The sequence below is a fragment of the Streptomyces qaidamensis genome (assembly GCF_001611795.1).
GTDB classification, from domain to species: Bacteria; Actinomycetota; Actinomycetes; order Streptomycetales; family Streptomycetaceae; genus Streptomyces; species Streptomyces qaidamensis.
Window position 1 is genome coordinate 4,635,401 of record NZ_CP015098.1, and the last position, 25,323, is coordinate 4,660,723.

At 72.6% G+C, this 25,323-nt stretch carries 22 protein-coding genes and 1 tRNA gene; 15 read left to right on the forward strand and 8 right to left on the reverse strand.

Features of this window, described 5'->3' with window-relative positions; genetic code table 11:
• Nucleotides 1-103 precede the first annotated feature (103 nt).
• Both A4E84_RS20590 and A4E84_RS20595 read right to left on the reverse strand, forming a co-directional pair.
• Nucleotides 104-619, reverse strand: a complete 516-nt coding sequence (locus tag A4E84_RS20590; protein WP_062927992.1) for an FHA domain-containing protein FhaB/FipA — start codon at nucleotides 617-619, stop codon at nucleotides 104-106.
• A 10-nt stretch (nucleotides 620-629) separates the two neighbouring features.
• Complete coding sequence (locus A4E84_RS20595; protein ID WP_062927993.1) at nucleotides 630-1,499, reverse strand: FhaA domain-containing protein; 870 nt, start codon at nucleotides 1,497-1,499, stop codon at nucleotides 630-632.
• Between the two features lie 472 nt (nucleotides 1,500-1,971).
• Here A4E84_RS20595 and A4E84_RS20600 point away from each other — a divergent pair.
• Nucleotides 1,972-2,058 (forward strand) — tRNA-Leu (locus tag A4E84_RS20600).
• Nucleotides 2,059-2,237: 179 nt separating this feature from the next.
• On the opposite strand, the gene A4E84_RS20605 is transcribed toward A4E84_RS20600, so the two are convergent.
• Nucleotides 2,238-3,434: a spore photoproduct lyase family protein gene (locus A4E84_RS20605; protein ID WP_062927994.1), complete on the reverse strand. Its 1,197-nt coding sequence runs from the start codon at nucleotides 3,432-3,434 to the stop codon at nucleotides 2,238-2,240.
• A 525-nt stretch (nucleotides 3,435-3,959) separates the two neighbouring features.
• On the opposite strand from A4E84_RS20605, the gene A4E84_RS20610 reads away from it, so the two are divergent.
• Both A4E84_RS20610 and A4E84_RS20615 read left to right on the forward strand, forming a co-directional pair.
• The gene (locus A4E84_RS20610; RefSeq protein WP_079129037.1) at nucleotides 3,960-4,733 is read left to right on the forward strand and encodes a ScbR family autoregulator-binding transcription factor; all 774 of its coding nucleotides are present in this window, start codon (nucleotides 3,960-3,962) and stop codon (nucleotides 4,731-4,733) included.
• Nucleotides 4,734-4,852: 119 nt separating this feature from the next.
• Nucleotides 4,853-6,142 carry a cytochrome P450 family protein gene (locus A4E84_RS20615; RefSeq protein ID WP_062927995.1) on the forward strand — a complete coding sequence of 430 codons (1,290 nt, stop codon included), beginning with the start codon at nucleotides 4,853-4,855 and terminating at the stop codon, nucleotides 6,140-6,142.
• Between the two features lie 58 nt (nucleotides 6,143-6,200).
• Here A4E84_RS20615 and A4E84_RS20620 read toward each other — a convergent pair whose 3' ends face one another.
• Together A4E84_RS20620 and A4E84_RS44620 are read right to left on the reverse strand one after the other, a co-directional pair.
• A complete protein-coding gene (locus A4E84_RS20620; protein ID WP_062927996.1) occupies nucleotides 6,201-7,124 on the reverse strand; it encodes an NAD-dependent epimerase/dehydratase family protein in 924 nt (307 codons plus the stop codon).
• Nucleotides 7,121-8,398: a ScbA/BarX family gamma-butyrolactone biosynthesis protein gene (locus tag A4E84_RS44620; protein ID WP_237304966.1), complete on the reverse strand. Its 1,278-nt coding sequence runs from the start codon at nucleotides 8,396-8,398 to the stop codon at nucleotides 7,121-7,123. Before A4E84_RS44620 ends, A4E84_RS20620 begins: the two co-directional genes overlap by 4 nt.
• Before the next feature lie 177 nt (nucleotides 8,399-8,575).
• Between A4E84_RS44620 and A4E84_RS20630 the strand changes: the two genes are divergently transcribed.
• The 4 genes from A4E84_RS20630 to A4E84_RS20645 all read left to right on the forward strand — a co-directional run bounded on the left by A4E84_RS20630 (nucleotide 8,576) and on the right by A4E84_RS20645 (nucleotide 12,422).
• A complete protein-coding gene (locus tag A4E84_RS20630; RefSeq protein WP_062927997.1) occupies nucleotides 8,576-9,292 on the forward strand; it encodes a ScbR family autoregulator-binding transcription factor in 717 nt (238 codons plus the stop codon).
• Between the two features lie 134 nt (nucleotides 9,293-9,426).
• Complete coding sequence (locus A4E84_RS20635) at nucleotides 9,427-10,866, forward strand: DUF2252 domain-containing protein (protein ID WP_062927998.1); 1,440 nt, start codon at nucleotides 9,427-9,429, stop codon at nucleotides 10,864-10,866.
• Nucleotides 10,867-11,181: 315 nt separating this feature from the next.
• Nucleotides 11,182-12,027 carry a hypothetical protein gene (locus A4E84_RS20640; RefSeq protein WP_062927999.1) on the forward strand — a complete coding sequence of 282 codons (846 nt, stop codon included), beginning with the start codon at nucleotides 11,182-11,184 and terminating at the stop codon, nucleotides 12,025-12,027.
• A gap of 47 nt (nucleotides 12,028-12,074) precedes the next feature.
• A complete protein-coding gene (locus A4E84_RS20645; RefSeq protein ID WP_062928000.1) occupies nucleotides 12,075-12,422 on the forward strand; it encodes a rhodanese-like domain-containing protein in 348 nt (115 codons plus the stop codon).
• A 148-nt stretch (nucleotides 12,423-12,570) separates the two neighbouring features.
• Here the strand turns inward: A4E84_RS20645 and A4E84_RS20650 are convergent, their stop codons facing one another.
• On the reverse strand, nucleotides 12,571-13,704 hold the full coding sequence (locus tag A4E84_RS20650) for an acyl-CoA dehydrogenase family protein (protein ID WP_062928001.1): 1,134 nt from the start codon (nucleotides 13,702-13,704) through the stop codon (nucleotides 12,571-12,573).
• A gap of 398 nt (nucleotides 13,705-14,102) precedes the next feature.
• On the opposite strand from A4E84_RS20650, the gene A4E84_RS20655 reads away from it, so the two are divergent.
• Genes A4E84_RS20655 through A4E84_RS20665 form a run of 3 tightly spaced genes read left to right on the forward strand, consistent with a single transcriptional unit; the run spans nucleotide 14,103 to nucleotide 16,875 of the window.
• Nucleotides 14,103-14,903 carry a DUF5819 family protein gene (locus A4E84_RS20655; protein ID WP_062928002.1) on the forward strand — a complete coding sequence of 267 codons (801 nt, stop codon included), beginning with the start codon at nucleotides 14,103-14,105 and terminating at the stop codon, nucleotides 14,901-14,903.
• Complete coding sequence (locus tag A4E84_RS20660; protein WP_062928003.1) at nucleotides 14,900-16,111, forward strand: HTTM domain-containing protein; 1,212 nt, start codon at nucleotides 14,900-14,902, stop codon at nucleotides 16,109-16,111. The genes A4E84_RS20655 and A4E84_RS20660 overlap by 4 nt, the downstream gene beginning before the upstream one ends.
• Nucleotides 16,108-16,875 (forward strand): TrmH family RNA methyltransferase, encoded by a 768-nt coding sequence (locus A4E84_RS20665; protein WP_062928004.1) that lies wholly within the window; start codon nucleotides 16,108-16,110, stop codon nucleotides 16,873-16,875. Before A4E84_RS20660 ends, A4E84_RS20665 begins: the two co-directional genes overlap by 4 nt.
• A 99-nt stretch (nucleotides 16,876-16,974) precedes the next feature.
• Here the strand turns inward: A4E84_RS20665 and paaN are convergent, their stop codons facing one another.
• Complete coding sequence (gene paaN, locus A4E84_RS20670; protein WP_062928005.1) at nucleotides 16,975-18,666, reverse strand: phenylacetic acid degradation protein PaaN; 1,692 nt, start codon at nucleotides 18,664-18,666, stop codon at nucleotides 16,975-16,977.
• Nucleotides 18,667-18,826: 160 nt separating this feature from the next.
• Between paaN and A4E84_RS20675 the strand changes: the two genes are divergently transcribed.
• Nucleotides 18,827-20,350 (forward strand): 3-hydroxyacyl-CoA dehydrogenase, encoded by a 1,524-nt coding sequence (locus tag A4E84_RS20675; protein ID WP_062928006.1) that lies wholly within the window; start codon nucleotides 18,827-18,829, stop codon nucleotides 20,348-20,350.
• A complete protein-coding gene (locus tag A4E84_RS20680; protein ID WP_062928007.1) occupies nucleotides 20,347-20,937 on the forward strand; it encodes a TetR/AcrR family transcriptional regulator in 591 nt (196 codons plus the stop codon). Before A4E84_RS20675 ends, A4E84_RS20680 begins: the two co-directional genes overlap by 4 nt.
• Nucleotides 20,938-20,977: 40 nt before the next feature.
• Here A4E84_RS20680 and A4E84_RS20685 read toward each other — a convergent pair whose 3' ends face one another.
• Nucleotides 20,978-21,463 carry an Lrp/AsnC family transcriptional regulator gene (locus A4E84_RS20685; protein WP_062928008.1) on the reverse strand — a complete coding sequence of 162 codons (486 nt, stop codon included), beginning with the start codon at nucleotides 21,461-21,463 and terminating at the stop codon, nucleotides 20,978-20,980.
• Between the two features lie 190 nt (nucleotides 21,464-21,653).
• Here A4E84_RS20685 and pdhA point away from each other — a divergent pair, with 190 nt between their 5' ends.
• Genes pdhA through A4E84_RS20700 form a run of 3 tightly spaced genes read left to right on the forward strand, consistent with a single transcriptional unit; the run spans nucleotide 21,654 to nucleotide 25,242 of the window.
• Nucleotides 21,654-22,805: a pyruvate dehydrogenase (acetyl-transferring) E1 component subunit alpha gene (gene pdhA / locus A4E84_RS20690; RefSeq protein ID WP_062928009.1), complete on the forward strand. Its 1,152-nt coding sequence runs from the start codon at nucleotides 21,654-21,656 to the stop codon at nucleotides 22,803-22,805.
• Complete coding sequence (locus A4E84_RS20695; protein ID WP_062928010.1) at nucleotides 22,802-23,806, forward strand: alpha-ketoacid dehydrogenase subunit beta; 1,005 nt, start codon at nucleotides 22,802-22,804, stop codon at nucleotides 23,804-23,806. Before pdhA ends, A4E84_RS20695 begins: the two co-directional genes overlap by 4 nt.
• Entirely contained in the window at nucleotides 23,806-25,242 is a 1,437-nt protein-coding gene (locus A4E84_RS20700) for a dihydrolipoamide acetyltransferase family protein (protein ID WP_062928011.1), read from the forward strand. The genes A4E84_RS20695 and A4E84_RS20700 overlap by 1 nt, the downstream gene beginning before the upstream one ends.
• The last annotated feature ends 81 nt before the right edge of the window (nucleotides 25,243-25,323 follow it).

Consider the following 25,323-nt stretch of genomic DNA (forward strand, 5'->3'; position numbering starts at 1 on the left):
TGTCGAGCCACACTGCCCACCCTCCGGTCGGGAGCGCGCGGGGGGCCGGGGTGGGGCCCGCCACTGCGTGCTCGCTCCGCTCGCGCCTATCCATGATGTAGCACTACTTCCGCAGCTCGATGACGGTCTTGCCGATGCGGATCGGCGCGCCCAGCGCAATCGGTGTGGGAGTCGTCAGCCGGGACCGGTCCAGGTACGTGCCGTTGGTGGAGCCGAGGTCCTCGACGATCCACTGGCCGTCGCGGTCCGGGTAGATCCTGGCATGGCGGCTGGATGCGTAGTCGTCGTCCAGCACGATCGTCGAGTCGTGCGCGCGGCCCAGGGTGATGGTCTGGCCCTGGAGCGCGACCGTGGTGCCGGTGAGGGTGCCCTCGGTGACGACCAGCTTGGTGGGGGCGTTACGGCCGCGTCGGCCGCCGGCGGCCTGCTGGCGCTGCGGCGGCGGCGCCTGGCGGGCGGCGGCGGCCTGCTGCTGTCGGCCCGCCTCGCGGCGCGAGCCGCGCTGGGTGACGCGCGTACCGAAGAGGTCGCTGCGGATGACCTGCACGGCCACGATCACGAACAGCCACAGTACGGCCAGGAAACCCAGCCGCATGACCGTGAGGGTCAGCTCTGACATTGCCCCCGCTTCACCCTTCGGCTTGCCGGTAAATGATGGTGGTGCTGCCCACGACGATCCGCGAGCCGTCGCGGAGCGTAGCGCGGGTGGTGTGCTGCCCGTCCACCACGATGCCGTTGGTGGATCCGAGATCCTGGATCGTCGAGGGCGTTCCGGTCCGGATCTCGCAGTGCCGGCGGGAGACGCCGGGGTCGTCGATCCGCACGTCGGCGTCGGTGCTGCGGCCCAGTACGAGTGTTGCGCGGGAGATCTGATGGCGGGTGCCGTTGATCTCGATCCAGTGGCGCGTGCGTCCGCCGGAGGCGGGGGCGGCCGGGGGCCGCTGGCCGCTCGCGGCGGGCGGGTAGCCGTAGCCGCCGGGACGGCCGCCGGGCGGCGGCGAGGCCGGCATGGGCGGGGCGCCGGAGGGTGCGGCGGCCGGCGGGTAGCCGTAGCCGCCGGGGCGTCCGCCCTGCGGGGCGGCGGGCGCGGCGGCACCGCCTCCCGGGCCGCCCTGCTGGCTGCTGGAGGAGGCGAGCGTACGGCTGCGCACCCGGTACAGGCCGGTGTCGAGGTCGTCCGCCTTCTCCAGGTGCACCTTGATCGGGCCCATGAAGGTGTAGCGCTGCTGCTTGGCGTAGTCGCGCACCATGCCGGCGAGCTCGTCGCCGAGCTGGCCGGAGTAGGGGCTGAGCCGCTCGAAGTCCGGTGTGCTCAGTTCGACGATGAAGTCGTTGGGCACGACCGTGCGGTCGCGGTTCCAGATGGTGGCGTTGTTGTCGCACTCGCGCTGGAGCGCTCCCGCGATCTCCACGGGCTGGACCTCGGACTTGAACACCTTGGCGAAGGTGCCGTTGACCAGACCTTCGAGACGCTGCTCGAACTTCTTCAGGACTCCCATGGGGCACCTCCTCCGTCGCTGCCGTCCTGTGCACTGCTCTGCGGGCCGCTTGCCTGGTACTGCTTACTGATCGTATCCACGCGCCGCTCGATCGGCTGGTTCCCCCTGTCAGCACTGCCGACGGTGTCGACGCATGACGAAGTTCCCTGTGGAGCTCCCCTTCGAACTCCTCCGGTGGTACTGCTGCGCGTAACCGCCTCGTGTATGCCTGACAAGGATCGTAGAGGCGGTGGAAGACCAGTGTCCCGCACCTGACTGTGGACCCCGACCCCCTCCTGCGGAGACGGCCGGTACCGGTACGAGGTTGATACGTGAACCGGTACGGCTTGATACGTGGCAGGGACATCGAAGGTTCGGTGAGGTCCCTGCCTGCGGGGATAAGGGATGTGAACCCACCCCTTCCAGCGTGCTAATGTTCTGGGTGTCGGAAGGCGCCGACCCGCAAGGGGCAGACGCCCAGGACACACCCAATGCGCGGGTGGCGGAATAGGCAGACGCGCTGGATTCAGGTTCCAGTGCCCGCAAGGGCGTGGGGGTTCAACTCCCCCCTCGCGCACCATGAGACACGGGTCTCTGCAGGTGACGGAAGTCACCGCAGGGGCCCGTTTCTCGTTTCCTGGGCCTTTGTGAAACATCACACAGCCCGGCCAGGTCCCACGGCAGGCCCCGGCGCGTGAGCTAACTCACGGGCGGGGCCTGCCGTCTTCGGTGAGGTCGGCGCGGCGCAGCTCCTGGGGTTCAGAAGGCGTAGCGCACGCGTAGCCAGGGCGCGTGGTGGTCGATCAGGGCGCGCAGGGTGTGCACGGCCTCCGCCTTGACCCCGTTGCGGTAGCGGATGTTCAGGGCGCCGTTCTCGGAGCGCTTGGCCTGCTGGAGCTCAGGGCGCCACAGCGTCTCCTCGGCGCGGGGATGCCAGCCGAGGTTGACCTCGTGCAGCTCCCGGTTGTGGGTGAGCATGATCACCTCCGCGGCGGCCTGCTGTTTCACCCGCGGGGGCAGGACGTCGTCGAGGTGGACGAGCAGCTCGGCCCAGGCATCCTGCCAGCCGGGGCGGACGACCACGGGTGAGAGGTTGAAGTGCACCTCGTATCCCGCGTCCAGGAAGTCCGCCGCGGCGGCGATGCGCTCGGCGACGGGTGAGGTGCGCACATCGAGTAGCCGGGCGTCGTCCGGTGGCATCAGCGAGAACCGGACGCGGGTGCGACCGCGTGGGTCGAGGGCCAGCAGGTCGGGGTTGACGAACTTGGTGGCGAAGGACGCCTTGGCGGTGGGCCACTGCCGGAAGGCGTGCACCAGGTCAGCGGTGTTGTGGCAGATCAGGGCGTCCACCGAGCAGTCGCCGTTCTCGCCGATGTCGTACACCCACGCCTCGGGGTCGCACTGGTTCGGCTCGGGCTTGGGCCCCTGTCGAGCGATGTGCCTCGCGAGGTGGGCGATGATCCGGTCGATGTTGGTGAAGACGGTGATGGGGTTGGCGTATCCCTTGCGCCGGGGCACGTAGCAGTAGGCGCAGGCCATCGCGCAGCCGTTGGAGGTGCCGGGAGCGATCCAGTCCGCCGACCGGCCGTTGGGGCGGGTGGTGAGGGTCTTCTTCTCGCCCAGGACCAGCGTCTCTCCCTTGATGCGCACCCAGCGCTCGACGTTGCCCTCGTTGCCGTGCAGCCCGGGGATGCGCCAGTGGGAGTCGACCATGATCACCCGCGCGTCGGGGAACCGGGCGCTGATCTGCCGCCCTCGCGGGGACGCGGCGGCCGCGGGCTCGGCGTAGATCTCCCGCACGGACAGCAGCCGACGGGCCGTGGCGGAGGTCCGGAAGGACGAGTCCGTGCCGGGAGCGGTGGTGGAGCCAGGGGCGGCGGGGCCGGGGGCGAGGGCGTCGAGCCCGAACAGTGTGCCGTCGGAGTCGTCGCCCGGGGTGCCGGACGGGTGGTGCATGAGTGCTCCCGTACGGATGCGTGCGAGGTGGGGGGTGCGAGGTGGGGGGGGCGACGCGGGAAGGTCCGCCCGTCACCCGGGAGGGGCCGGTGGGTGGGTTGGGCGCTTGTTCCGACGGGTGGTGCCGCCGATCGCCACGGAGCTGAGGCGCTCGTGGCACGGGGCCGGCATCTGGTGGTCATCGCGGGGCGATCAGCGTGATCGTCCGTCTCGGTGGCCGCCTCGGGTTCCGCCTGGCGGCGGTGGCCACCGGTGTGCGGGCGGGCCTGGCGTCCAGTCTACCGGCGCTCCGCTGGTGGAGCCGGGGCGGCGAGGGCGGCGTGGGCGGCGTGGGCGGCGCGAGCGGCGTGGGCGGCGTGGGCGGCGCGAGCGGCGTGGGCGTCTGTGGGCGTGCCCTGGGCCTGGAAGGGGAGTGGCCGGGGCGGGCAGCAGGGCAAGGGCCGCTGTTGAGTCTCGACGCGTTGTATAAAAACCAGCGAGTTGGTTTCATTGCGTCGCCATCAGAGCCCTGCAGGGGAGCCACGGGTGACCAAACAGGACCGGGCCGTCCGGACCCGTCTCGCGCTGATCCGGTCGGCGGCCGCACAGTTCGAGGCCCATGGGTACGTAAGGGCCGGCCTGGCGCGGATCAGCGCGGGAGCCGGCGTCAGCTCCGGTGCGCTGCACTTCCACTTCGCCGACAAGGCCGCCGTCGCGGAGGCCGTCGAGGACGCTGCCGCCCGAGCCCTGCGCGAGGCCGCGGTCCGTGGTCACGGTGGTGACGGCTGCGCCCTGCAACGTCTCGTGGACGTCACGCATCACGTCGCCCGGCTCCTGTGCGCCGATGTCGTGGTGCGTGCGGGGCTGCGGCTGAACGTGGAAGGTGCGGCCGGGCGGGTGCGGGACCTGCGCCGGGAGTGGCGGGAGTGCGTGCAGGGGCTGCTGGCCGAGGCGGAGCGCAGGGGGGAACTCGCCGCCGGTGTGACGCCGCAGCGCACCGGCGCCGTCGTCCTCGCCGCCACGACCGGCATCGAGGTGCTGGCGCGGGAGGACCAGGAGTGGCTCGCCCGGCCGTCGCTGACCGACCTGTGGCAGTTGCTCCTGCCGAGCCTGGCGGCGCCTCGGCTGGCCGGGGCGGTGGATCCGGCGGGGAGTGATCCGACGGGGAGCGGCCCTGCGGGGGCCGAACCGGTGGGGAGTCAACCGGTGGGGAGTCAACCGGTGGGGAGTGATCCGGCGGTGAGTGATCCGGCGGGGCGCGGACCGGTCGCCCGGGACGGGCAGGCGGAGGCGGGCAGGGCGGGGCTCGCGCTGCGGTAGCCGCCCCCCTTCGGCCGACAGTGGGTGAAGCTGTGGCCAAAACAAACCGGATGCCAAGTTTTTTCCGTCCGCGGATCGCACGATGGTCCCCCAGCCTCTGGACCAAGGAGCGATGAGTCATGGCACAGCAGGCCTGCCCCTTCCTGTCGATCGACCCGTCCGGCCAGGATCTCTATGGCGAGATATCCCGCATCCGCGCCCAGGGCCCGGCCGTGGAGGTCGAACTCCCCGGCGGCGTCCGGGCGTGGTGGATCACCGGCCTGGAGCTGAACAAGCGGCTCCTGGCCGGACCGGAGACGAGCAAGGACGCCTTCCAGCACTGGCCGGCCTGGATCAACGGGGACATCTCCCGCACCTGGCCGCTCGCCATCTGGGTCTCGGTGCGCAACATGGTCACCGCCTACGGCTCCGACCACACCCGGCTGCGCAAGCCCATGGCCGCCGCCTTCACCAAGCGCCGCGTCGACGCGCTGCTGCCGCGTGTCCAGGAGATCGTCGACCGGGCGCTCGACGCCCTGGAGCGGATCCCGGAGGGCGAAGTCGTGGACCTGAGGGCGGCGTTCGCGGCGCCGATCCCGCACGAGGTGGTGTGCGAGCTCTTCGGCGTACCGGCCGGCGAGGACGGCCCGCGCGCCGCCCTCTACCGCATCATCAGCCGCTTCTTCGACACGGCGATCTCCCTGGAGGACGCCCAGGCCAACGCCGTCGATCTCTACGGCACGCTGACCGCGTTCCTCCAGCACAAGCGGGAGCACCCCGCCGACGACCTGACGACGGCGCTCATCGCCGCGCGCGACGAAGGCGGCCTCAGCGAACAGGAGTTGATGGACAACCTGATCCTGCTGCTCACCGCCGGTTTCGAGACGACCGTCAACCTCATCGACAACACCGTGCACAGCCTGCTCGCCCACCCCGGCCAGCTCGACCTCGTCCGCACCGGGCAGGTCAGCTGGGAGGACGCACTGGAGGAGTCGTTGCGCTTCGAGGCGCCGGGCGCCATGTCGGGCCTGCGCTACGCCGTCGAGGACATCGAGATCGAGCCGGGTCTGACCATCCCCAAGGGTGACCCGCTCGTGGTCTCCTTCGCCGGCGCCGGGCGCGACCCCGAGCGGCACGGGCCGGACGCCGAACGGTTCGACGTGACGCGCACAACCAGCCGTGACCACGTGTCCTTCGGCCACGGCGTGCACCACTGCCTGGGCCGGCCCCTCGCGATGGCCGAGGCGACCGTGGCTCTGACGTCGCTGTTCACGCGCTTCCCGCGGCTGGCACTGGCCGATCCGGCGCATCCGCCGAAGCGGCTGCGGTCCATCATCTCCACCGGCCACGAGGAACTGCCGGTGCTGCTGCACGGCCGGGGCCCGGCGGGCCCGCGCCCGGAGGAGGCCGAGATGCCGGCGCAGGCGTAGGCGGAGGCGGCGGCCGAGATGCCGGCGTAGGCGGAGATGCCGGCGGAGGCGGGGGCGGTCAGGGGGCCCTCCGGCCGTCGAGGAACGCGCGGTACCAGGGCGCCGCGCGGGTGAACGCGGCCGCGAACCCCTCACCGGGCGGGCAGTCGAGGTCCTTCCAGAACGCGTCGTCCACGAACCAGTGGTCGACGGTGAGCATGCCGAGGTGATGGAGGGCGGGCGGTGACCCGGCGACCCGGTCGAGGGCGGTGGCGACGTCCACGGCCGCACCGCCGCCGGGCTCCCCCATCTCCCGGGACACGGCGGCCAGCAGGTCCGCGACCGCCACCGGCTCGGGGTGGTTGACGTGGTGCACACCGCCGCCGGGCGCGGGGGAGAGCGCGGCGGCCACCACCGCACGGCCCAGGGTGTCGACGTCGATCATCGACTGGAGCGCCTCGCAGCCGGTCAGGGTGGCCGACAGTTCCTTCATCAGCCACACCAGGCCGGGGATCACCCAGCGGTCGCCCTCGCCGTACACGAGGTGCGGGCGCAGCACGAGGCCGCCGGCGTCGAGGACGTACCGTTCGGCGGCGGCCCGGGTGCGGCTGGTGGGTGACGCCGGAGCGATCGGCACCTCCCCGGGGCGTACGCCGCGGAAGGGGCCCCGGCCGTGGACGGCGGCCGTACTGACGTACACGATCCGGCGCACCCCGGCGCGCACGGCCTCCTCGACCAGGGCACGGGTGCCGTGGTCGTTGACCGCCTGGACGGTTTCGGCGTCGCCGCCGACCCGCGTGGCGCAGTGCACCAGGACGTCGGTGTCGGCGCAGACCCCGCGCAGGGAGGGCGGGGCGCAGAGGTCGCCGTGGACGTACTCGGGGCCGTGCGGCGCAGGCCGGGACAGCAGGCGTACGTGGACGTCCGGTTGCCGCTTTGCCGTGTCGGCGACCCGGCTGCCGACGAAGCCGCTCGCGCCCGTGATCAGAACCTTGACCGTCACGACAGGGACCGTACCCGCGCCGGCCGGGCGGAGGTCAGGCTCGCGGTGAAGACGGACGCGCCGTCCTGCCGCCCCGAGACCCGTACGGTCACCTCCCCGGGGCGCTCGTCGAAGACCTCGGTCTCGATCCGGCACGGGCTGTGCAGCTCTGCGTAGTGGGCGAACTCGGCCGTCAGCGTGCCCGGCAGGAAGGGGCGCAGGCCGGACGCGGCGGTCGCGGCCTGGCGGGCCGCCTCGAACAGGACCATGCCGGGGACGTGGTCGTTGGGCCGTGGGAAGAGGACCGGGTGGCCGGTGTCGACGCGCAGGTTCCAGACGCCGGGACGGTCGGCGGGGGCGAGGACGACGTCCTCGGCACGGGACCGTCCCGCGGCCTGCGGCGCTATGCCCGCCAGGAGCGGAACCGGTGTGTTCAGGGAATCCAACCGGCCAGCGCGCAGGCGGCGGTAGGCGCGCGGTGAGGTGCAGCCGGTGCTTCCGGTGCCGCGGGCGACGAACCGACCCGCGCGGCGGAACTCCATCGTCGTCCGCATGCTGCGCAGTCCGTGGCCGCGGCGGCGGATCTCGGAGCAGACGACGTCGAACTCGACCGGCTCGGCGGCGTCCGCCAGCAGCAGTGCGGTCGGGTCGACGCTGACCGTCAGGTCCCACATGACGAAGTGGGTGTCGGCCGGGGCGCCGAACTCGGCGTGCGCCAGCACCATCGAAGCCTGCCGCAACGTTTCGCCCACGATCATCGGGTCCTGGTGCCGGTCGTCGACGGGGCCGAAGAAGGGGTGGGTGGCCGGCCAGTGCGCGGTGAACCGGAAGCGGGTGTCGGAGATTCGGGTCCACCGGGTGGGGAAGACGTCCGTCTCGGTGGTGCGGTGGGCGAGTTCCGTGGTGACGGCGGTGACGGCGGTGACGGCGGTGACGGGCGAGTGGGGGGCGGGCTGGTCGGTGGCGGGAGACGGCGGCGCGGGTTCTTCGGAGGCGGTGGCTAAGGATGCGGGTTTCTCGGGGGCGGTTGTCGAGGAAGCGGGGTCTTCGGAGGTGGTGGCCGAGGATGCGGGTTTCTCGGGGGCGGTTGTCGAGGGGGCGGGGTCTTCGAAGACGGTGGCCGAGGACGCGGGTTCCTTGGAGGCGGTCGTCGGGGGTGCGGGTTCCGCGGTTGCGGGACTCGGCGGTGCCGTCTGCCGGGGGACGGCGGGGTGTGGCGGGTTCTCGACGGTCGTAGCGGTTCCGTTTGCGGGACGGCCCCCGCGTCCGGTCTGATCCTCCGTGAGTGCGCTCAAAGGTCCTGTCTGTGGCATGAGAACCCCCAGGATCGGCTGCCTGGCCGCGATCGACGCTTGACTAAGATACGGACGAGCCGGTTTTTTTCAAAGGGTGAGCCAAGCCGCTGGGACAGGCCCTCGCGCCCTCGCCACACAGCGACTTCACAGGGATCGACCAAGCTCAGGAGGCACCCGATGGCGCGACAGGAGCGCGCGATCCGCACCCGGCGGACCATCCTGGAGGCGGCCGCGGCCGTCTTCGACGAACGCGGCTACACCTCGGCGACCATCGGCGAGATCCTGGACCGGGCAGGCGTCACCAAGGGCGCGCTGTACTTCCACTTCGGCTCCAAGGAGGAGCTGGCGGTGGGGGTGTTCGAGGAGCAGCTCGCGATCGCGCTCCCGCCGCAGTCCAGCAAGCTCCAGGAACTCGTCGACTCCGGCCTGGTGATGGCCCGCCGGCTGCGGTCCGAACCGCTGGTGCGGGCCAGTGTGGGGCTCGCCCTCGACCAGGGGGCCATGGACCTCGACCGCACCCCGGCCTTCCGGATGTGGATCGACCAGAACACACAGTTGCTGACCGAGGCGAAGGCGCGCGGCGAGCTGCTGCAGCACGTCGACGTGGCGGAGACGGCGGAGCTGCTCGTCGGCAGCTTCTCCGGGGTGCAGCTGCTGTCCCAGCTGCGTTGCCAGCGGCAGGATCTGGAGCGCCGCGTCGTCGTGCTGTTCGAGCACTTCCTGCCCAGTATCACCGTGCCCGCGGTGCTGGCCAGGCTCGACATCTCGGTGGACCGGGCCGAGCGGTTGCTGGCGCAGGTGCGGACGCCGGAGGAAGCGGCCGTGACCGTGGAGGCTCCGGTGCCTTCAGTGCCTTCAGTGCCTTCAGCGCCTTCGGTGCCCTCGGGGGCCTAGCGCACCGCCGCCGTACCGCCCGGCACGGATTGTCCACAGCTGTGGAGTTGTCCACAGGGTCTGACGCGTTTCGGCCGCCGGTTGTACGGTCGGCACGAGTTGATGTTCGTGCGCGTGCGGGGGAGGCGGTCGGGATGACCAGGGCTGGAGCTCAGGACGAGGGCGGGGCCAAGGCGAGGGAAGGGGCGCCACGCCGGCTGCCCGAGGTGCGTGGCTTCGCCGAATGGCCGGCCGCGGGCTCGCCCAAGGACGAGGGCAAGGCCCTGCGCAAGCGGATCCCGCGCAGCGCGCACGCCATGCTCGACCTGGACGCGTCCCGGCCCGACGCGGTGAGCGCCGTCGAGGAGTCCGGCCGCGGGCGGCTGCCTGAGCTGGCCCCGATCCGGGTCGGCCGCATGACCGCCACCCCGTTCGCGTTCCTGCGCGGCGCGGCGGGCCTCATGGCGTACGACCTGGCGCGCACGCCCATGACCGGCATCCGGGCCCAGATCTGCGGCGACGCCCACGCGGCCAATTTCGGCCTGTACGGCGACGCGCGCGGCGGCCTGGTCATCGACCTGAACGACTTCGACGAAACGGTGTCCGGCCCCTGGGAGTGGGACCTCAAGCGTCTCGCGACCTCCCTGGTGCTCGCGGGCCGAGTGGCGGGCGCCGACGAGGACGAGTGCCGCAAGGCGGCGTACGACGCGGCGGGCGCCTACCGCAGGACCATGCGGCTCCTGGCCCGGCTCCCGGTGCTGGACGCGTGGAACGCCATCGCGGACGAGGAACTCGTCTCCCACGCGGACGCCCATGATCTGCTCGGCACGCTGGAGCGGGTCTCCGAGAAGGCCCGTCACAACACCAGCGGCCGCTTCGCGGCCAAGTCGACCGAGACCACCGAAGACGGCGGGCGCCGCTTCGTCGACGCCCCGCCGGTGCTGCGACGGGTCCCGGACGCCGAGGCCGCGGCGGTGGCGGCGTCCCTGGAGGAGTACGCCGGCACCCTGCAGGAGGACCGCCTGCCGCTCCTCGCCCGGTACGCGGTGCACGACGTGGCCTTCCGGGTCGTCGGCACGGGCAGTGTCGGCACCCGGTCCTACGTCGTGCTGCTCCTCGACCACCGGGGCGAGCCGCTGGTTCTCCAGGTGAAGGAGGCACGGGCGTCGGCGCTGGTGCCGCATCTGGTGAAGGCCGGTTTCGAGGCGCCGGAGGCCGGTCACGAAGGGCGGCGGGTCGTGATGGGCCAGAAGCGGATGCAGGTCGTGAGCGACAACCTGCTGGGCTGGACGACGGTCGACGGTTTCCCCTTCCAGGTCCGCCAGTTCCGCAACCGCAAGGGCAGCGTCGACCCGGCCGCGCTGGCCGCCGACCAGATGGACGACTACGGCCGCATGACCGGTGCGCTCCTGGCCCGCGCACACGCGCACAGCGCCGATCCGCGGCTCATCGCCGGGTACTGCGGGAAGAACGAGGAACTGGACGAGGCGATGGCGGACTTCGCCGTGGCCTACGCGGACCGGACGGAGGCGGATCACGCGGAGCTGGTGGCCGGGGTACGGGCGGGGAAGGTCGCGGCAGAGGTGGGGGTGTAGAGGCTGCGTGTTTTCGGGTGCGTGGCGCGGGATGCGGGGTGCCGGGTGCCGGGTGCCGGGTGCGCGCTGAGGGCTGAGGGTGCGTGCGGCTGCGGCTGCGGCTGCGGCTGCGGGTGGCGCGTTGCGGGTTCTGTGAGACTGCGGGTTGTGGGCTGTGGCTGCGGGATCGCCGGATGGGGCTGATGGCTGTGGCTCGTGGGACGTCGGATGGGGCGTCGGATGGGGCGTCGGATGGGGCGCCGTCCGCCGGGTCCGTCCGACCGGGGCTGCCCTCCGGGGCGTGGACGGGGTCGGGCCGTCACCTAGGCTGGTCGGGTGACGACCCCGGAAGCTGAGCAGGATGGTGGCGACGCCGCCCGGCCCGAGGCGCGGCTGGAGCGGGCCGTGCGGGCCGCCGAGCAGGCGTTGATCGAGTACGAGATCGCGGTGGAGACCTTCCGCGTCGAGGTCGAGAATTTCTCCCGGCTGCACGAACAGAAGCTCGGCCCGATCTACGCCCGGCTCGAGGAGCTGGACGCCCGGATCCTGGAAGCCAGAGCCGCCCGCAGCGGCGACCCCGCGGACCGGCAGCGGGCGGAGGAGGCCAGGGCGCGGCTCGCCCCAATTCCCGGCGTCGAGGATCTGCTGCACGGCTGGATGGACGGCAGCGGTCTGTTCCCAGAGGCCTCCGCGATGCTCACGGACCAGCCGGTCCGGCCACCGCAGCGGGTCCGCCCCAGCGAGGAGGCCCGCAAGCTGTACCGCGACCTTGCCCGCAAGGCCCACCCGGACCTGGCGCAGGAGGAGAAGGAACGCGCGCGGCGCGAGGAGTTCATCACGCGGGTCAACGCCGCCTACGCCCGGGGCGACGAGGCCGAGCTGCGGGAACTCGCCGCGGAATGGGCCAAGGGACCCGAGCTGAAGCGGGGCCCGAGCCGTGCCGAGGAGCTCTACGCCCGGCTCGAATGGCTCGCCCAGCGCAAGGAGCTGCTCGGCCTGCTCGCCAGGGAGCTGGAGGACAGCGCCATCGGCCACATGCTCCAGCTGGCCCCGGACGACCCGGACCGGCTCCTGGACGAGATCGGGCAAGGGCTCCTCGCCCAGGTCACCGAGCGCGAGATGGAGCTGGCCGCGCTGCTCGGCGAAGGAGAAGGCCAGGGCCGGGGCGAGAGCCAGGTCTGAGCCGTGCCCCGGCCGGGGTCCGGGCCGGTTCCGGTAGCGTCGGACGCATGAGTTTTGGAGCTGGTGTACCCACGGTCGCGGTCGCGGACCTCAAGGACGGTGACTTCCTGCTGGACGTCCGGGAGGACGACGAGTGGAAGGCCGGTCACGCCGAAGGGGCGCTGCACATCCCCATCAGCGAGTTCGTCGCCCGCTACGGCGAGCTGACCGAGGCCGCCCCGCAGGACGGCCGGGTCCATGTGATCTGCCGCTCCGGAGGCCGGTCCGCCCAGGTCACGATGTATCTGGCCCAGCAGGGCGTCGACGCCGTGAACGTCGACGGCGGTATGCAGGTGTGGGAGGCGGCGGGCCGTCCCGTCGTGACGGACGACGGGCAGGAAGGGTTCGTCCTCTAGACCGCGTGGGCCGCGTGGGCCGCGTGGGCCGCGTGGGCCCGTGGGCCGCATGGGCTCTGCATGGGCCGCATGGGCCACCTGACCGACTAGGTCGCCCGGGCCGTTGGACTGCCTGGACCGCCCAGGCCGCCGGGGCCGCCCGTTCTCGTCAGGCCAGTAGGTGGGTCGCCAGGAGGTCGCCCAGGGCCTCTTCGTGGGCCGAGGCCGGGCCGAGTGACAGTTCCAGGTGCTTGGCCCAGGCGTGGTAGCGGTGCAGGGGGTAGTCGACGTCGGCGCCAAAGCCGCCGTGCAGGTGCTGCGCGGTCTGCACGACCCGGCGTACGCCCTCCGCCGCCCAGATCTTGGCGACGGCCACGTCTCCGGCGGCGGGCAGCGGGCCCGGGGCCCCGGAGGAGATCCGCCACGCGGCCTGCCACAGCGTGGCCTCCATGGCGCGCAGGTCGATATAGCGGTCGGCGGCCTGCACGGCGACGGCCTGGAAGGTCGCGATGGGGAAACCGAACTGCTCACGCTTGCCTGTGTAGTCCCCGGTCATCCGCAGCACACGCTCCCCGAGGCCGAGCGCCAGCGCACACGTCCCGGTGGCCAGCAGGTCCCGCAGCCACTCCCACGCCCCGTCGGTGTCGATGACGTCCCGGGCGGCGAGCCGTGCCGACTCCAGCCGCAGTTCGCCGAGCCGCTCGCCGCTGGTGGAGAACTGCTCGGCGAGGGCGGTTCCCTCGTGGCCGCGCGGCACCAGGGCCAGCACGGTCCGTCCGGTCCCGGTGTGCGCGGGGACGAGCGTGACGTCCGCGTCGTGGGCCCACGGCACCGCGGTCTGGACCCCGTCGAGCACCCAGGTGCCGCCGTCCTGCCGGGCGGTCACGGCCTGCTCGGCCGGGTCGTGGCCGGTGCGGCCGTGCGCGGCGACGGTCAGCACGGTCTCGCCCCTGCCGGCCCGGGCGAGCAGGCCCCTCTTCGCCTCTTCGCCGCCGTAGGCCTGGACGGCCGCCGCTGCCGCGCTGCTCTCCAGCAGGGGCACCCTGGCCAGGACCCGCGCTGACTCCCGAAGCACCAGGCACAACGCGATGGCGTCCAGGCCGGCCCCGCCGTACCGGGGGTCGAGCAGCAGGCTCAGCAGGTCCGCGTCGGCGAGTGTGGCCCACAGGGCCCGGTCGTACGTCTCGGCGACGGCGCCGGGGGTGAGGGCCGGGCTGGGCACGGCGTCGGGCGCGACCCCGGCGAACACGCCCCTCGCCGCCTCGGCCGCCGCCTGCTGCTCCTCGGTGAAGGTGAAGTCCACAGTGCCTGTCCTTCCGCGATCCCGGTGAGCTGACGGGGCGTCAAGATAGAACAGGTTCTAGAAGAAGGGAATGGGTGTACGGGCGGGCGCCGTAGGGTGTCACTCTCACGGACGACCGGGCGGGGCGCCCTGTGGATAACCTGCGGGGGTCCCCTGTGGACCAGGGGGACCGCGGTTTCGACCGGTCGAGCTCGCCGTACGGTCGGCCTCCGCGGTGTGGTGACGGCCACGGCGGGACCGGCGGACAGGGGCTGTGCCCGGGTGGGCGTCCTGAGTACCGTGCCCGTGCCGACGCCGCGCAGTGCCGCGCGCGGTACGACGCCCTCGCGGCCGGGTGGCCGGGTGGCCGGGTGGCCGGGCGGACGGAACGACGGACCGGGATCGTGGAACGGGGCGGAATGGACGCGTACGACGAGGGCCCGGACGCCCGGCATGGCCCGGACGCGCCGAGCCGGCCGGTCCCGCCCGAGGAGCGGGGCGCGCCGGCGGAGTCCGCCGAGCCGATCGAGCCCTCCGGGTCTTACCCGCTCGGCGAGCCCCGTACCGAGGTCGCCGCGCTCTCCCTCCGCTACCGGATCGCGGTCGCCCTGGCGCTCGCGGTCGTCGCCGTCGGGGTGTGTGTGCATCTGGGGATGACGTTCCTGCACGTCGCGCCGGCGAACACGGTCACCAAGGCGCACGGCAAGGCCGTGGACGACTGGATCTACCCGGAGTTCGAGCAGAACTGGAAGCTCTTCGCGCCGAACCCGCTCCAGCAGAACATCTCGATCCAGGTCCGCGCCGGGATCCGGGGGCCGGACGGCGTGACGTCGACCACCGGCTGGTACGACCTGTCCGCCGAGGACGGCCTCGCCATCGACGGCAACCTGCTGCCCAGCCACACCCAGCAGAACGAACTGCGCCGCGCCTGGGACTTCTACGTCGCGACCCACGACGGCGAGAACCGCCCGGTGGGCCTGCGCGGATCGCTCTCGGAGTCGTATCTGCGCCGGATCATGGTGCTGCGCCTCGGCCGTGACGATGCCGTTCGGGCCGCGACCGGGGGCTCCGGTGTCATCGAGCGGGTGCAGGTCCGCTCCCGCACCAGCAACGTGCCGCCGCCCGAGTGGAGCCGGGAGAAGGTCTCCACGACACCGTCCTACCGGGAGCTGCCATGGTGGGAGCTCCCGCATGACGAGGCCGCGGGAGGGGTGCGGTGAACCGCTTCTCGCTGGCGGTCTCGGGCGGTATCGCGCGTGTCACCGAGGCCGCCCTGGGCCCTTACCAGACGGCCGTCATCCGCATCGGCTTCAGCGCCACCTGGCTGCTGTTCCTGCTCCGCGAGCTCCCCCACCGCCACGAGCTGTACGGTCCCGACGGCCCCTGGAGCTGGGATCTGGCCCAGCAGCTGATCGCGTCCAACGGCTCGTTCACCGCGCTGATGTGGTCGGACGGCCGGGTCTGGTTCGAGATCGTCTACGCGCTCGCGGTCCTCTCCAGCGCCCTGCTGATGCTGGGCTGGCGCACCCGCACCATGTCGGTGCTGTTCATGGCCGGGGTGCTGTCGCTGCAGAACCGCAGCGTCTTCATGGGTGACGGCGGCGACAACGTGCTGCACCTGATGTCGATCTACCTGGTCTTCACGCGGTGCGCCCAGGTGTGGTCGCTGGACGCCCGGCGGGCCGTGCGGGAGAGGGCGGCCCGGGCGCGGGGCGAGCGGGTCACGGACCGGACCGGCCCGGCCCTGTGGGGCGTGCTCGGGGCCGTGCTGATCGCGGTCACCCTGGTCGGCCGGATACAGGGCGACTGGCTGATACCGGCGCTGCTGTGGACGGTGTGGGTGGGGCAGGCCCTGTGGTGGCTGGTCGGGCGGCGGGCCGGGACCGGGGAGCCGCGGATCCTGCTGGACGTGATCGGCAACGTCGTGCACAACGGCGCCCTGCTCGTGATCATGGCCGAGGCGTGCCTGATCTACGCGACGGCCGGCTGGTACAAGGTCCAGGGCTCCCGCTGGCAGGACGGCACCGCTGTCTACTACCCGCTCCACCTGGAGTACTTCTCGCCCTGGCCGGCGCTCGCCGATCTGCTGTCCGCCAGCGGCACGATGGTGATGCTGGTGACCTACGGGACGGTCCTCGTGCAGGTCGCCTTCCCGTTCACCCTGTTCAACCGGCGGGTGAAGAACGTCCTGCTGGCGGTGATGATGACCGAGCACGCCGTGATCGCCGTGGTCCTCGGTCTGCCGTTCTTCTCGCTGGCGATGATCGCGGCGGACGCGGTGTTCCTGCCGACGGGCTTCCTGCGCCGCCTGGGCGGCCGGGCGGCACGCGGGCGTGACCGGCTCGCGTGCCGGGGCGGGCGGGTGTCCCTGCCCGGGCAGCGTGCCCGGGAGAACCCCGAGGCCGAGCACGTAGGCTCCGGGACATGACCGACCCCGTGACCCGCTGGCACCGGCTCGCCGGCGACACCGTCCTGCTCGACGGGTTCCACGCCCTCAAGCACGCGCTGCGCTTCGGTGCCGAGGTGCCGGTGGCGGTCACCGCGGACCGGGCCGCCGCACTCGCCCTCGCCGAGGAGCTGGCCCCGGACGTAGGGGACGCGCTGGCCGGGCTGCTGACGGAGGTGCCGTACGGGACGTACACGTCGCTCGTGCCGCGCCCGCACCCGACGGCGGTGGCCGCGCTGGCGGTACGGCCCTCGCGCGAGACCAGCCTCGCCAAGCTGTCCCACACGCCCCGCACGGCCCCGGTCGTGGTCCTCGACAACCCGCGCAACCTGGGCAACGCGGGGGCGGTGATCCGCCTGGCCGCCGGATTCGGGGCGACCGGTGTGGTGACCACCGGGACGGTCGACCCCTGGCACCCGACGGTCGTGCGAGGCGGGGCGGGTCTGCACTTCGCGACGACGGTGGAGCGGCTGACAGCCGACGAGCTGCCGCCCGGCCCGCTGTTCGCCCTGGACCCGGAGGGCGACGACATCCGGGGCGTCAAACTCCCGGACGACGCCGTCCTCGCGTTCGGCTCCGAGCGCACGGGTCTGTCGGCCGAGCTGCGTGCCCGGGCCGACCATCTTCTGTCCCTCCCGATGCGCCCCCAGGTCAGCAGCTACAACCTGGCGACGAGCGTGGCGATGACGCTGTACCACTGGAGCTGCGGCGCGCCCCTCCAGGGGCGCGGGGCACTGCGCGAGTAACCACAACGCACCGGCACCCGCGCAGGCGACCGCACTCCAGGCACCCGCGCAGGCGACCGCACTCCAGGCACCCGCGCAGGCGACCGCACTCCCGAGCTCCTAGGCGTCCCTGCGCACCTCGACCACCCGGAACCGGTTGGCGACGAACGCCCCGTCACACAGCGCCGCACTCGCCGCCGGGTTGCCACCCGACCCGTGGAAGTCGGAGAACGCGGCCGTCTGGTTGACGTACACCCCGCCCGTGAGGTTCAGCGACAGCTGCGCCGCCTCCTCCAGGCAGGCTTCCTGCACGTCCCGCTCGACCTCCGCGTCGGTCGTGTACGCCCCGACGGTCATCGCGCCCTTCTCCCGGACGGTCCGCCGCAGCAGCTCCACCGCGTCGGCGGCCGAGTCGACCGCCACGGCGAAGGACACCGGCCCGAAGCACTCGCTCATGTAAGCGGCCTCGTCGTCCGGCTTGGCGCCGTCCAGCTTGACGATCACCGGCGTGCGGACGACGGCCCCCGGGAAGTCCGGGTTGGTGATCTCACGTGAGGCCAGGGCGACTTCGCCCAGCCCAGCGGCGGCCTCCAGGCGGGCCTTCACGTCCGGGTTGACGATCGCGCCGAGCAGCGCGTTCGCCCGGGCGTCGTCGCCCAGCAGGCCGTCCACGGACTTGGCGAGATCCGCGACGACCTCGTCGTAGGACTTGGGACCCTGGTCCGTGGAGATGCCCTCGCGGGGGACCAGCAGGTTCTGCGGGGTGGTGCACATCTGGCCGCTGTACAGGGACAGCGAGAACGCCAGGTTGGAGAGCATGCCCTTGTAGTCGGACGTGGAGTGGACGACGACCGTGTTGACGCCGGCCTTCTCCGTGTAGACCTGCGCCTGGCGGGCGTTGGCCTCCAGCCAGTCGCCGAAGTCGGTCGAGCCCGTGTAGTCGATGATGCGGATCTCGGGGCGCAGCGCGAGCGTCTTGGCGATGCCCTCGCCGGGGCGTTCGGCGGCCAGGGCGACGAGGTTCGGGTCGAAGCCGGCCTCGGTGAGCACCTCGCGCGCGACCTGCACGGTGAGCGCGAGCGGCAGCACCGCGCGCGGGTGGGGCTTGACCAGGACGGCGTTGCCGGTGGCGAGGGAGGCGAACAGGCCGGGGTAGCCGTTCCACGTGGGGAAGGTGTTGCAGCCGATCATCAGGGCGATGCCGCGCGGGACCGGCGTGAACTGCTTGTTCATGGCCAGCGGGTCGCGCTTGCCCTGGGGCTTGGACCACTCGGCGTTGTCGGGCGTGCGTACCTGCTCCACGTACGCGTAGGCCACGGCTTCCAGGCCGCGGTCCTGAGCGTGCGGCCCGCCCGCCTGGAACGCCATCATGAACGCCTGGCCGGAGGTGTGCATGACCGCGTGTGCGAACTCGTGCGTCCGGTTGCTGATGCGCTTGAGGATCTCCAGGCAGACCACCGCGCGCTGCTCCGCTCCCGCGTCCCGCCAGGCCCGCTGTCCGGCCTTCATGGCGGGCAGCAGCACGTCGAGGTCCGCGTGCGGGTACGTCACGCCGAGGTCGACGCCGTAGGGGGACGTCTCGCCGCCCACCCAGTCGTCCGTGCCCGGCTGGCCGAGGTCGAGGCGGGAGCCGAGCAGGGCGTCGAAGGCGGCCTTGCCCGCCGCCGCGTCCAGGCTGCCGTTCTCCCCGTAGGCCTTCGGGTGCTCGGGGTGCGGGGACCAGTACGCGCGCGTGCGGATCGCTTCCAGCGCCTGGTCGAGGGTGGACCGGTGCCGGGCGATCAGCTCGTGCGCCGAGAGTGCGGCGGTCATGGGTGACCAACTCCTCGTCTCAAGAACTCCTCGTCGAGTTCATGACCTGGGCAGAAACCTGGGCAGGAACACTCGGACAGAGCTAGAGTAACCGAACGATCGGTCGGTTCAAGGGGGTCCGCCGCATCTGTGGAAAACCCCGTGCGGGAGGATCGCGCACATGACAGCACTCGACCTCAGCAGCCCCGTGGCCGTCGTCGGCACCGGCACCATGGGCCAGGGAATCGCCCAGGTCGCGCTGGTCGCGGGCCATCCCGTACGGCTGTACGACACCGTCCCAGGGCGGGCCCGGACGGCGGCCCAGGCGATCGGTGCCCGGCTGGACCGGCTCGTCGAGAAGGACCGGCTCACCGGCCCCGACCGGGACGCCGCCCGCGCCCGGCTGCTGCCCGCCGAGAGCCTCGCCGAGCTCGCCGACTGCGCCCTGGTCGTCGAGGCGGTCCTGGAGCGGCTGGACGTCAAACAGGAGCTGTTCCGCGACCTGGAGGGCATCGTCTCCGACGACTGTCTGCTCGCCACCAACACCTCGTCGCTGTCCGTCACCGCCATCGGCGGCGCCCTGCGCGCCCCCGGCCGCTTCGTCGGCCTGCACTTCTTCAACCCCGCTCCGCTGCTGCCGCTGGTCGAGGTCGTCTCCGGGTTCGCCACCGACGTCACCCACGCCACGCGCGCGTACGAGACCGCCCGGGCCTGGGGCAAGACGCCGGTGGCCTGCGCGGACACCCCCGGCTTCATCGTCAACCGCATCGCCCGGCCCTTCTACGCCGAGGCCTTCGCGGTCTACGAGGCGCAGGGCGCCGACCCGGCCACCATCGACGCCGTGCTGCGCGAGTCGGGCGGCTTCCGGATGGGCGCGTTCGAGCTGACCGACCTGATCGGCCAGGACGTCAACGAGTCCGTCACGCAGTCCGTCTGGCAGTCCTTCTTCCACGACGTTCGCTTCACGCCGTCCCTCGCTCAGCGCCGCCTGGTCGAGTCCGGCCGGCTGGGCCGCAAGACCGGCCACGGCTGGTACGACCACCGCGACGGCGCCGAGCGCCCCGAGCCGGACACCGCCGAGCGGCGGCAGCCGCCCGCGTACGTCGTCGCCGAGGGCGGCCTGGGGCCGGCCGCCGAGCTGCTCCCGCTGATCCGCGAGGCGGGCATCCCGGTCCGTGACGAGAGCGACGACGAGGACCAGGGGGCGTGTCTGCTGCTGCCGAGCGGCGGCCGGCTCGTCCTCGCCGACGGGCAGACCGCCGTGGAGTTCCGGGACCTCGTCTACTTCGACCTCGCCCTGGACTACCGCAAGGCGACCCGGATCGCCCTGTCCGCCTCCCAGGACACCTCCGCGCAGACCCTCGCCGAGGCCACCGGCCTCTTCCAGGCGCTCGGCAAGCGGGTCAGCCTCATCGGCGACATGCCCGGCATGATCGTCGCCCGCACGGTCGCGCGGATCATCGACCTGGCGTACGACGCCGTCGCCAAGGGCGTGGCCACCGAGGAGGACATCGACACCGCGATGCGCCTCGGCGTCAACTACCCCCTGGGCCCCTTCGAGTGGAACCGCCGCCTCGGCCGCACCTGGGCCTACGTGCTCCTGGACGACCTGCACCGGCGCGACCCCTCGGGCCGCTACGCGCCGTCCCTGGCGCTGTACCGCCACGCCCACGCCCCCGACCCGCGGGAAGGCACTGCCTCATGACCACCGCCAAACGCGACACCTACACCCCGGACACGCTGCTGTCCGTCGCCGTCCAGGTGTTCAACGAGCGTGGCTACGACGGCACCTCCATGGAGCACCTCTCCAAGGCGGCCGGCATCTCCAAGTCGTCGATCTACCACCACGTGGCCGGCAAGGAGGAGCTGCTGCGCCGGGCCGTGAGCCGGGCCCTGGACGGGCTCTTCGGGATCCTCGACGAGGAGCACGCGCGCGTGGGGCGTGCCGCCGACCGCCTGGAGTACGTCGTGCGGCGCATGGTCGAGGTGCTCATCGCCGAACTGCCCTACGTGACCCTGCTGCTGCGCGTGCGGGGCAACACCGACGCCGAGCGGTGGGCCCTGGAGCGGCGCCGCGACTTCGACCACCGCGTCGCCGACCTGCTCAAGGCCGCCGCCGCGGACGGGGACGTGCGGGCCGACATAGAGGTCCGGCTGGTGACCCGGCTGGTCTTCGGCATGATCAACTCGATCGTCGAGTGGTACCGGCCGGACGGCCGCGGCATGAACGAGCGCGAGGTGGCCGACGCGGTGGTGCAGGTGGCCTTCTCGGGCCTGCGCCAGGCCGTCTGACGCGGCCCTGCGCCAGGCCGCCTGACGCGCGGAGCGGGCCTCACCCCTGGGGCTCCAGGTCCTCCTCCTCGAACACCAGCAGCGTGCGCGTGCTGAGCACCTGCGGGATCGCCTGGAGCCGGGTCAGCACCAGCTCGCGCAGCGCCCGGTTGTCGGACACGTGCACCAGCAGCAGCACGTCGAAGTCGCCGCCGACCAGAGCGATGTGGGAGGCGCCGGGCAGCTGTCTGAGCTCCTCGCGCACCGTGCGCCAGGAGTTCTGCACGATCTTCAGCGTGATGTACGCGGACGTGCCCTGACCCGCCCGTTCGTGGTTGACGCGGGCGCCGAAGCCGCGGATCACGCCGTCCTCGACGAGCCGGTTGATGCGGGCGTAGGCGTTGGCGCGCGAGACGTGGACCCGCTCGGCGACCGACCGTATCGAGGCGCGGCCGTCCGCCTGGAGCATGCGCAGGATGTCCTGATCTATGGCGTCCAGAGGGCGCGGCGGCGGCAGCACGCCGCCGTCGTCCTGCCGCTCGGCCATTTGTTCAGATGCCACCTGCGCCGACCTCCCTACCATGGACGTACTGCGTCCATCTCAGGCTGTGGAGAACCGTTTGTCCACAGCCTGAGGCCACCCATAGCCAAATTGTGCCGTCGACCGAACAATCGGTAGGTGAGGCGGGTCACAGCCGACGCGCCTCTTCGAGCCGCTCCCACGAGGAGGTGCCGTCATGACGGTCATGGAGCAGCGGGGCGCGTACAAGCCGACCCCGCCGCCCGCCTGGCAGCCCCGGACGGATCCCGCGCCGCTGCTGCCCGACGCCGAGCCGTACCGCGTCCTCGGCACCGAGGCGGCCGCGAAGGCCGACCCCGAGCTGCTGAGGACGCTGTACGCGCAGCTGGTGAAGGGCCGCCGCTACAACACGCAGGCCACCGCCCTCACCAAGCAGGGCCGTCTCGCGGTCTACCCCTCCACCACCGGCCAGGAGGCCTGCGAGGTCGCCGCCGCGCTGGTGCTGAAGGAGCAGGACTGGCTCTTCCCCAGCTACCGCGACACCCTCGCCGTGGTCGCCCGCGGCGTGGACCCGGTGGAGGCGCTCACGCTGCTGCGCGGCGACTGGCACACCGGCTACGACCCCTACGAGCACCGGGTCGCACCCCTGTGCACCCCCCTCGCCACCCAGCTGCCGCACGCCGTGGGCCTCGCCCACGCCGCCCGCCTCAAGGGCGACGACGTGGTCGCGCTGGCCATGGTCGGCGACGGCGGCACCAGCGAGGGCGACTTCCACGAGGCGCTGAACTTCGCCGCCGTCTGGCAGGCGCCGGTCGTCTTCCTCGTGCAGAACAACGGCTTCGCGATCTCCGTCCCGCTCGCCAAGCAGACCGCGGCCCCGTCGCTGGCCCACAAGGCCGTCGGCTACGGCATGCCCGGCCGCCTGGTCGACGGCAACGACGCCGCCGCGGTGCACGAGGTGCTCGCCGACGCCGTACGCCACGCCCGCGCGGGCGGCGGCCCCACCCTCGTCGAGGCGATCACCTACCGCGTCGACGCCCACACCAACGCCGACGACGCGACCCGCTACCGCGGCGACGCCGAGGTCGAGACCTGGCGCGAACACGACCCCATCCAGCTGCTGGAGCGCGAGCTGACCGGGCGGGGCCTGCTCGACGAGGCCGGCATCGAGGCCGCCCGCCAGGACGCCGAGACCATGGCCGCGGCCCTGCGCGAGCACATGAACCAGGACCCGGCCCTGGACCCCATGGACCTCTTCGCCCACGTCTACGCCGAGCCCACCCCGCACCTGCGCGAGCAGCAGGACCAGCTGCGGGCCGAGCTGGCGGCCGAGGCCGACACCGAGCCGGAAGGCGGCACGCACCGATGACCACCGTCGCCGTCAAGCCGGCCACCATGGCGCAGGCCCTCACGCGCGCGCTGCGCGACGCCATGGCCGCCGACCCCGCCGTGCACGTCATGGGCGAGGACGTCGGCACCCTCGGCGGCGTCTTCCGCGTCACCGACGGACTCGCCAAGGAGTTCGGCGAGGACCGGTGCACGGACACCCCGCTCGCCGAGGCGGGCATCCTCGGCACCGCCGTCGGCATGGCCATGTACGGCCTGCGACCGGTCGTGGAGATGCAGTTCGACGCGTTCGCCTACCCGGCGTTCGAGCAGCTCATCTCGCACGTGGCCCGCACGCGCAACCGCACCCGCGGCAAGATGCCCCTGCCGATCACCATCCGCGTCCCCTACGGCGGCGGCATCGGCGGCGTCGAGCACCACAGCGACTCCTCCGAGGCGTACTACATGGCGACTCCGGGGCTCCACGTCGTCACGCCCGCCACCGTCGCCGACGCCTACGGGCTGCTGCGCGCCGCCATCGCCTCCGACGACCCGGTCGTCGTCCTGGAGCCGAAGCGGCTGTACTGGTCGAAGGACTCCTGGAACCCCGAGGAGCCCGCGCCCGTTGAACCCATCGGCCGCGCGGTGGTGCGGCGCCCGGGCCGGAGCGCCACGCTCATCACGTACGGGCCGTCCGTACCCGTCTGCATGGAGGCGGCCGAGGCGGCCCGGGCCGAGGGCTGGGACCTCGAAGTCGTCGACCTGCGCTCCCTGGTGCCGTTCGACGACGAGACGGTGTGCGCCTCGGTACGGCGGACGGGGCGCGCGGTCGTCGTCCACGAGTCGGGCTCCTTCGCGGGTCCGGGCGGTGAGATCGCGGCCCGGATCACGGAGCGCTGCTTCCACCACCTGGAAGCGCCGGTGCTGCGCGTGGCCGGGTTCGACATCCCGTACCCGCCACCGATGCTGGAGCGCCACCACCTGCCCGGCGTGGACCGGATCCTGGACGCCGTGGGGCGCCTGCAGTGGGAGGCCGAGAGCTGATGGCACAGGTGTTGGAGTTCAAGCTGCCCGACCTCGGGGAGGGGCTCACCGAGGCGGAGATCGTGCGCTGGCTGGTCGAGGTCGGCGACGTGGTCGCGATCGACCAGCCGGTCGTCGAGGTCGAGACGGCCAAGGCGATGGTCGAGGTGCCGTGCCCCTACGGCGGCGTGGTCACGGCCCGCTTCGGCGAGGAGGGCACGGAACTGCCCGTCGGGGCACCGCTGATCACGGTGGCGGTGGGGGAGAAGCCCGCCGCCGGCACCGGCGACACCGGCACCGGGGGCTCGGGCAACGTCCTGGTCGGGTACGGCACCTCCGAGGCACCCGCGCGGCGCCGCCGGGTCCGGCAGGAGCGGCCGGTGTCCGGCGCGTCCGCGACAGCCGGGCAGGCCGGTGCCGCCGGGGCGGCGAACGGACGGGCCGAAGCCACCGCTGCCCCGGTGAACGCGCAGGCCGCGGGCGCCGCGGCGGCGGCCAACGGGCAGGCGGGCGGCCTGGCCACGCAGGACGGGCCCGTCCCCGTGATCTCGCCCCTGGTGCGCCGGCTGGCCCGGCAGAACGGCCTGGACCTGCGGGAGCTGACCGGCTCCGGCCCCGACGGGCTGATCCTGCGGGCGGACGTGGAGTACGCCCTGCGCGCCGCCGGCCGGGGCGCCACGGCGGCGCCGGCGGCCGAACCGCACCCGCCCGTGCCGCAGACACCGAGCCCGGCCCCCGCGTCGGCGTCCCCGGCGACAGCGGCCCCCGCCGAGATCCGTACCCCGCTCAAGGGCATCCGGGGCGCCGTCGCCGACAAACTGGCGCGCAGTCGCCGCGAGATCCCGGACGCCACCTGCTGGGTGGACGCCGACGCCACAGAGCTGATGCGGGCGCGCACGGCCATGAACGCGGCCGGCGGACCGAAGATCTCCCTCCTCGCCCTGCTGGCCCGGATCTGCACCGCGGCCCTCGCCCGCTTCCCCGAGCTCAACTCCACGGTGGACGCCGAGGCCAGGGAGGTCGTCCGGTTCGGCCACGTGCACCTGGGCTTCGCGGCGCAGACCGACCGGGGCCTGGTCGTCCCGGTCGTACGGGACGCACACGCACGCGACGCCGAGTCGCTGACCGCCGAGTTCGCCCGGCTGACCGAGGCGGGCCGGACGGGGACGCTCACGCCGGGCGAACTCACCGGCGGGACGTTCACGTTGAACAACTACGGCGTCTTCGGCGTCGACGGCTCCACTCCGATCATCAACCACCCCGAGGCCGCGATGCTCGGCGTCGGCCGCATCGTCCCCAAGCCGTGGGTGCACGAGGGCGAGCTGGCGGTACGGCAGGTCGTCCAGCTGTCGCTCACCTTCGACCACCGGGTGTGCGACGGCGGCGTGGCGGGCGGTTTCCTGCGGTACGTCGCGGACTGCGTGGAACAGCCGGCGGTGCTGCTGCGGACGCTGTGATTCCTGTTCCTCGTCCGAGCCGGCGTTCGTGATCGCGTCGCTTCCCCCGCGTTCCGTGTGATCGCGGGGGCACGCATACTC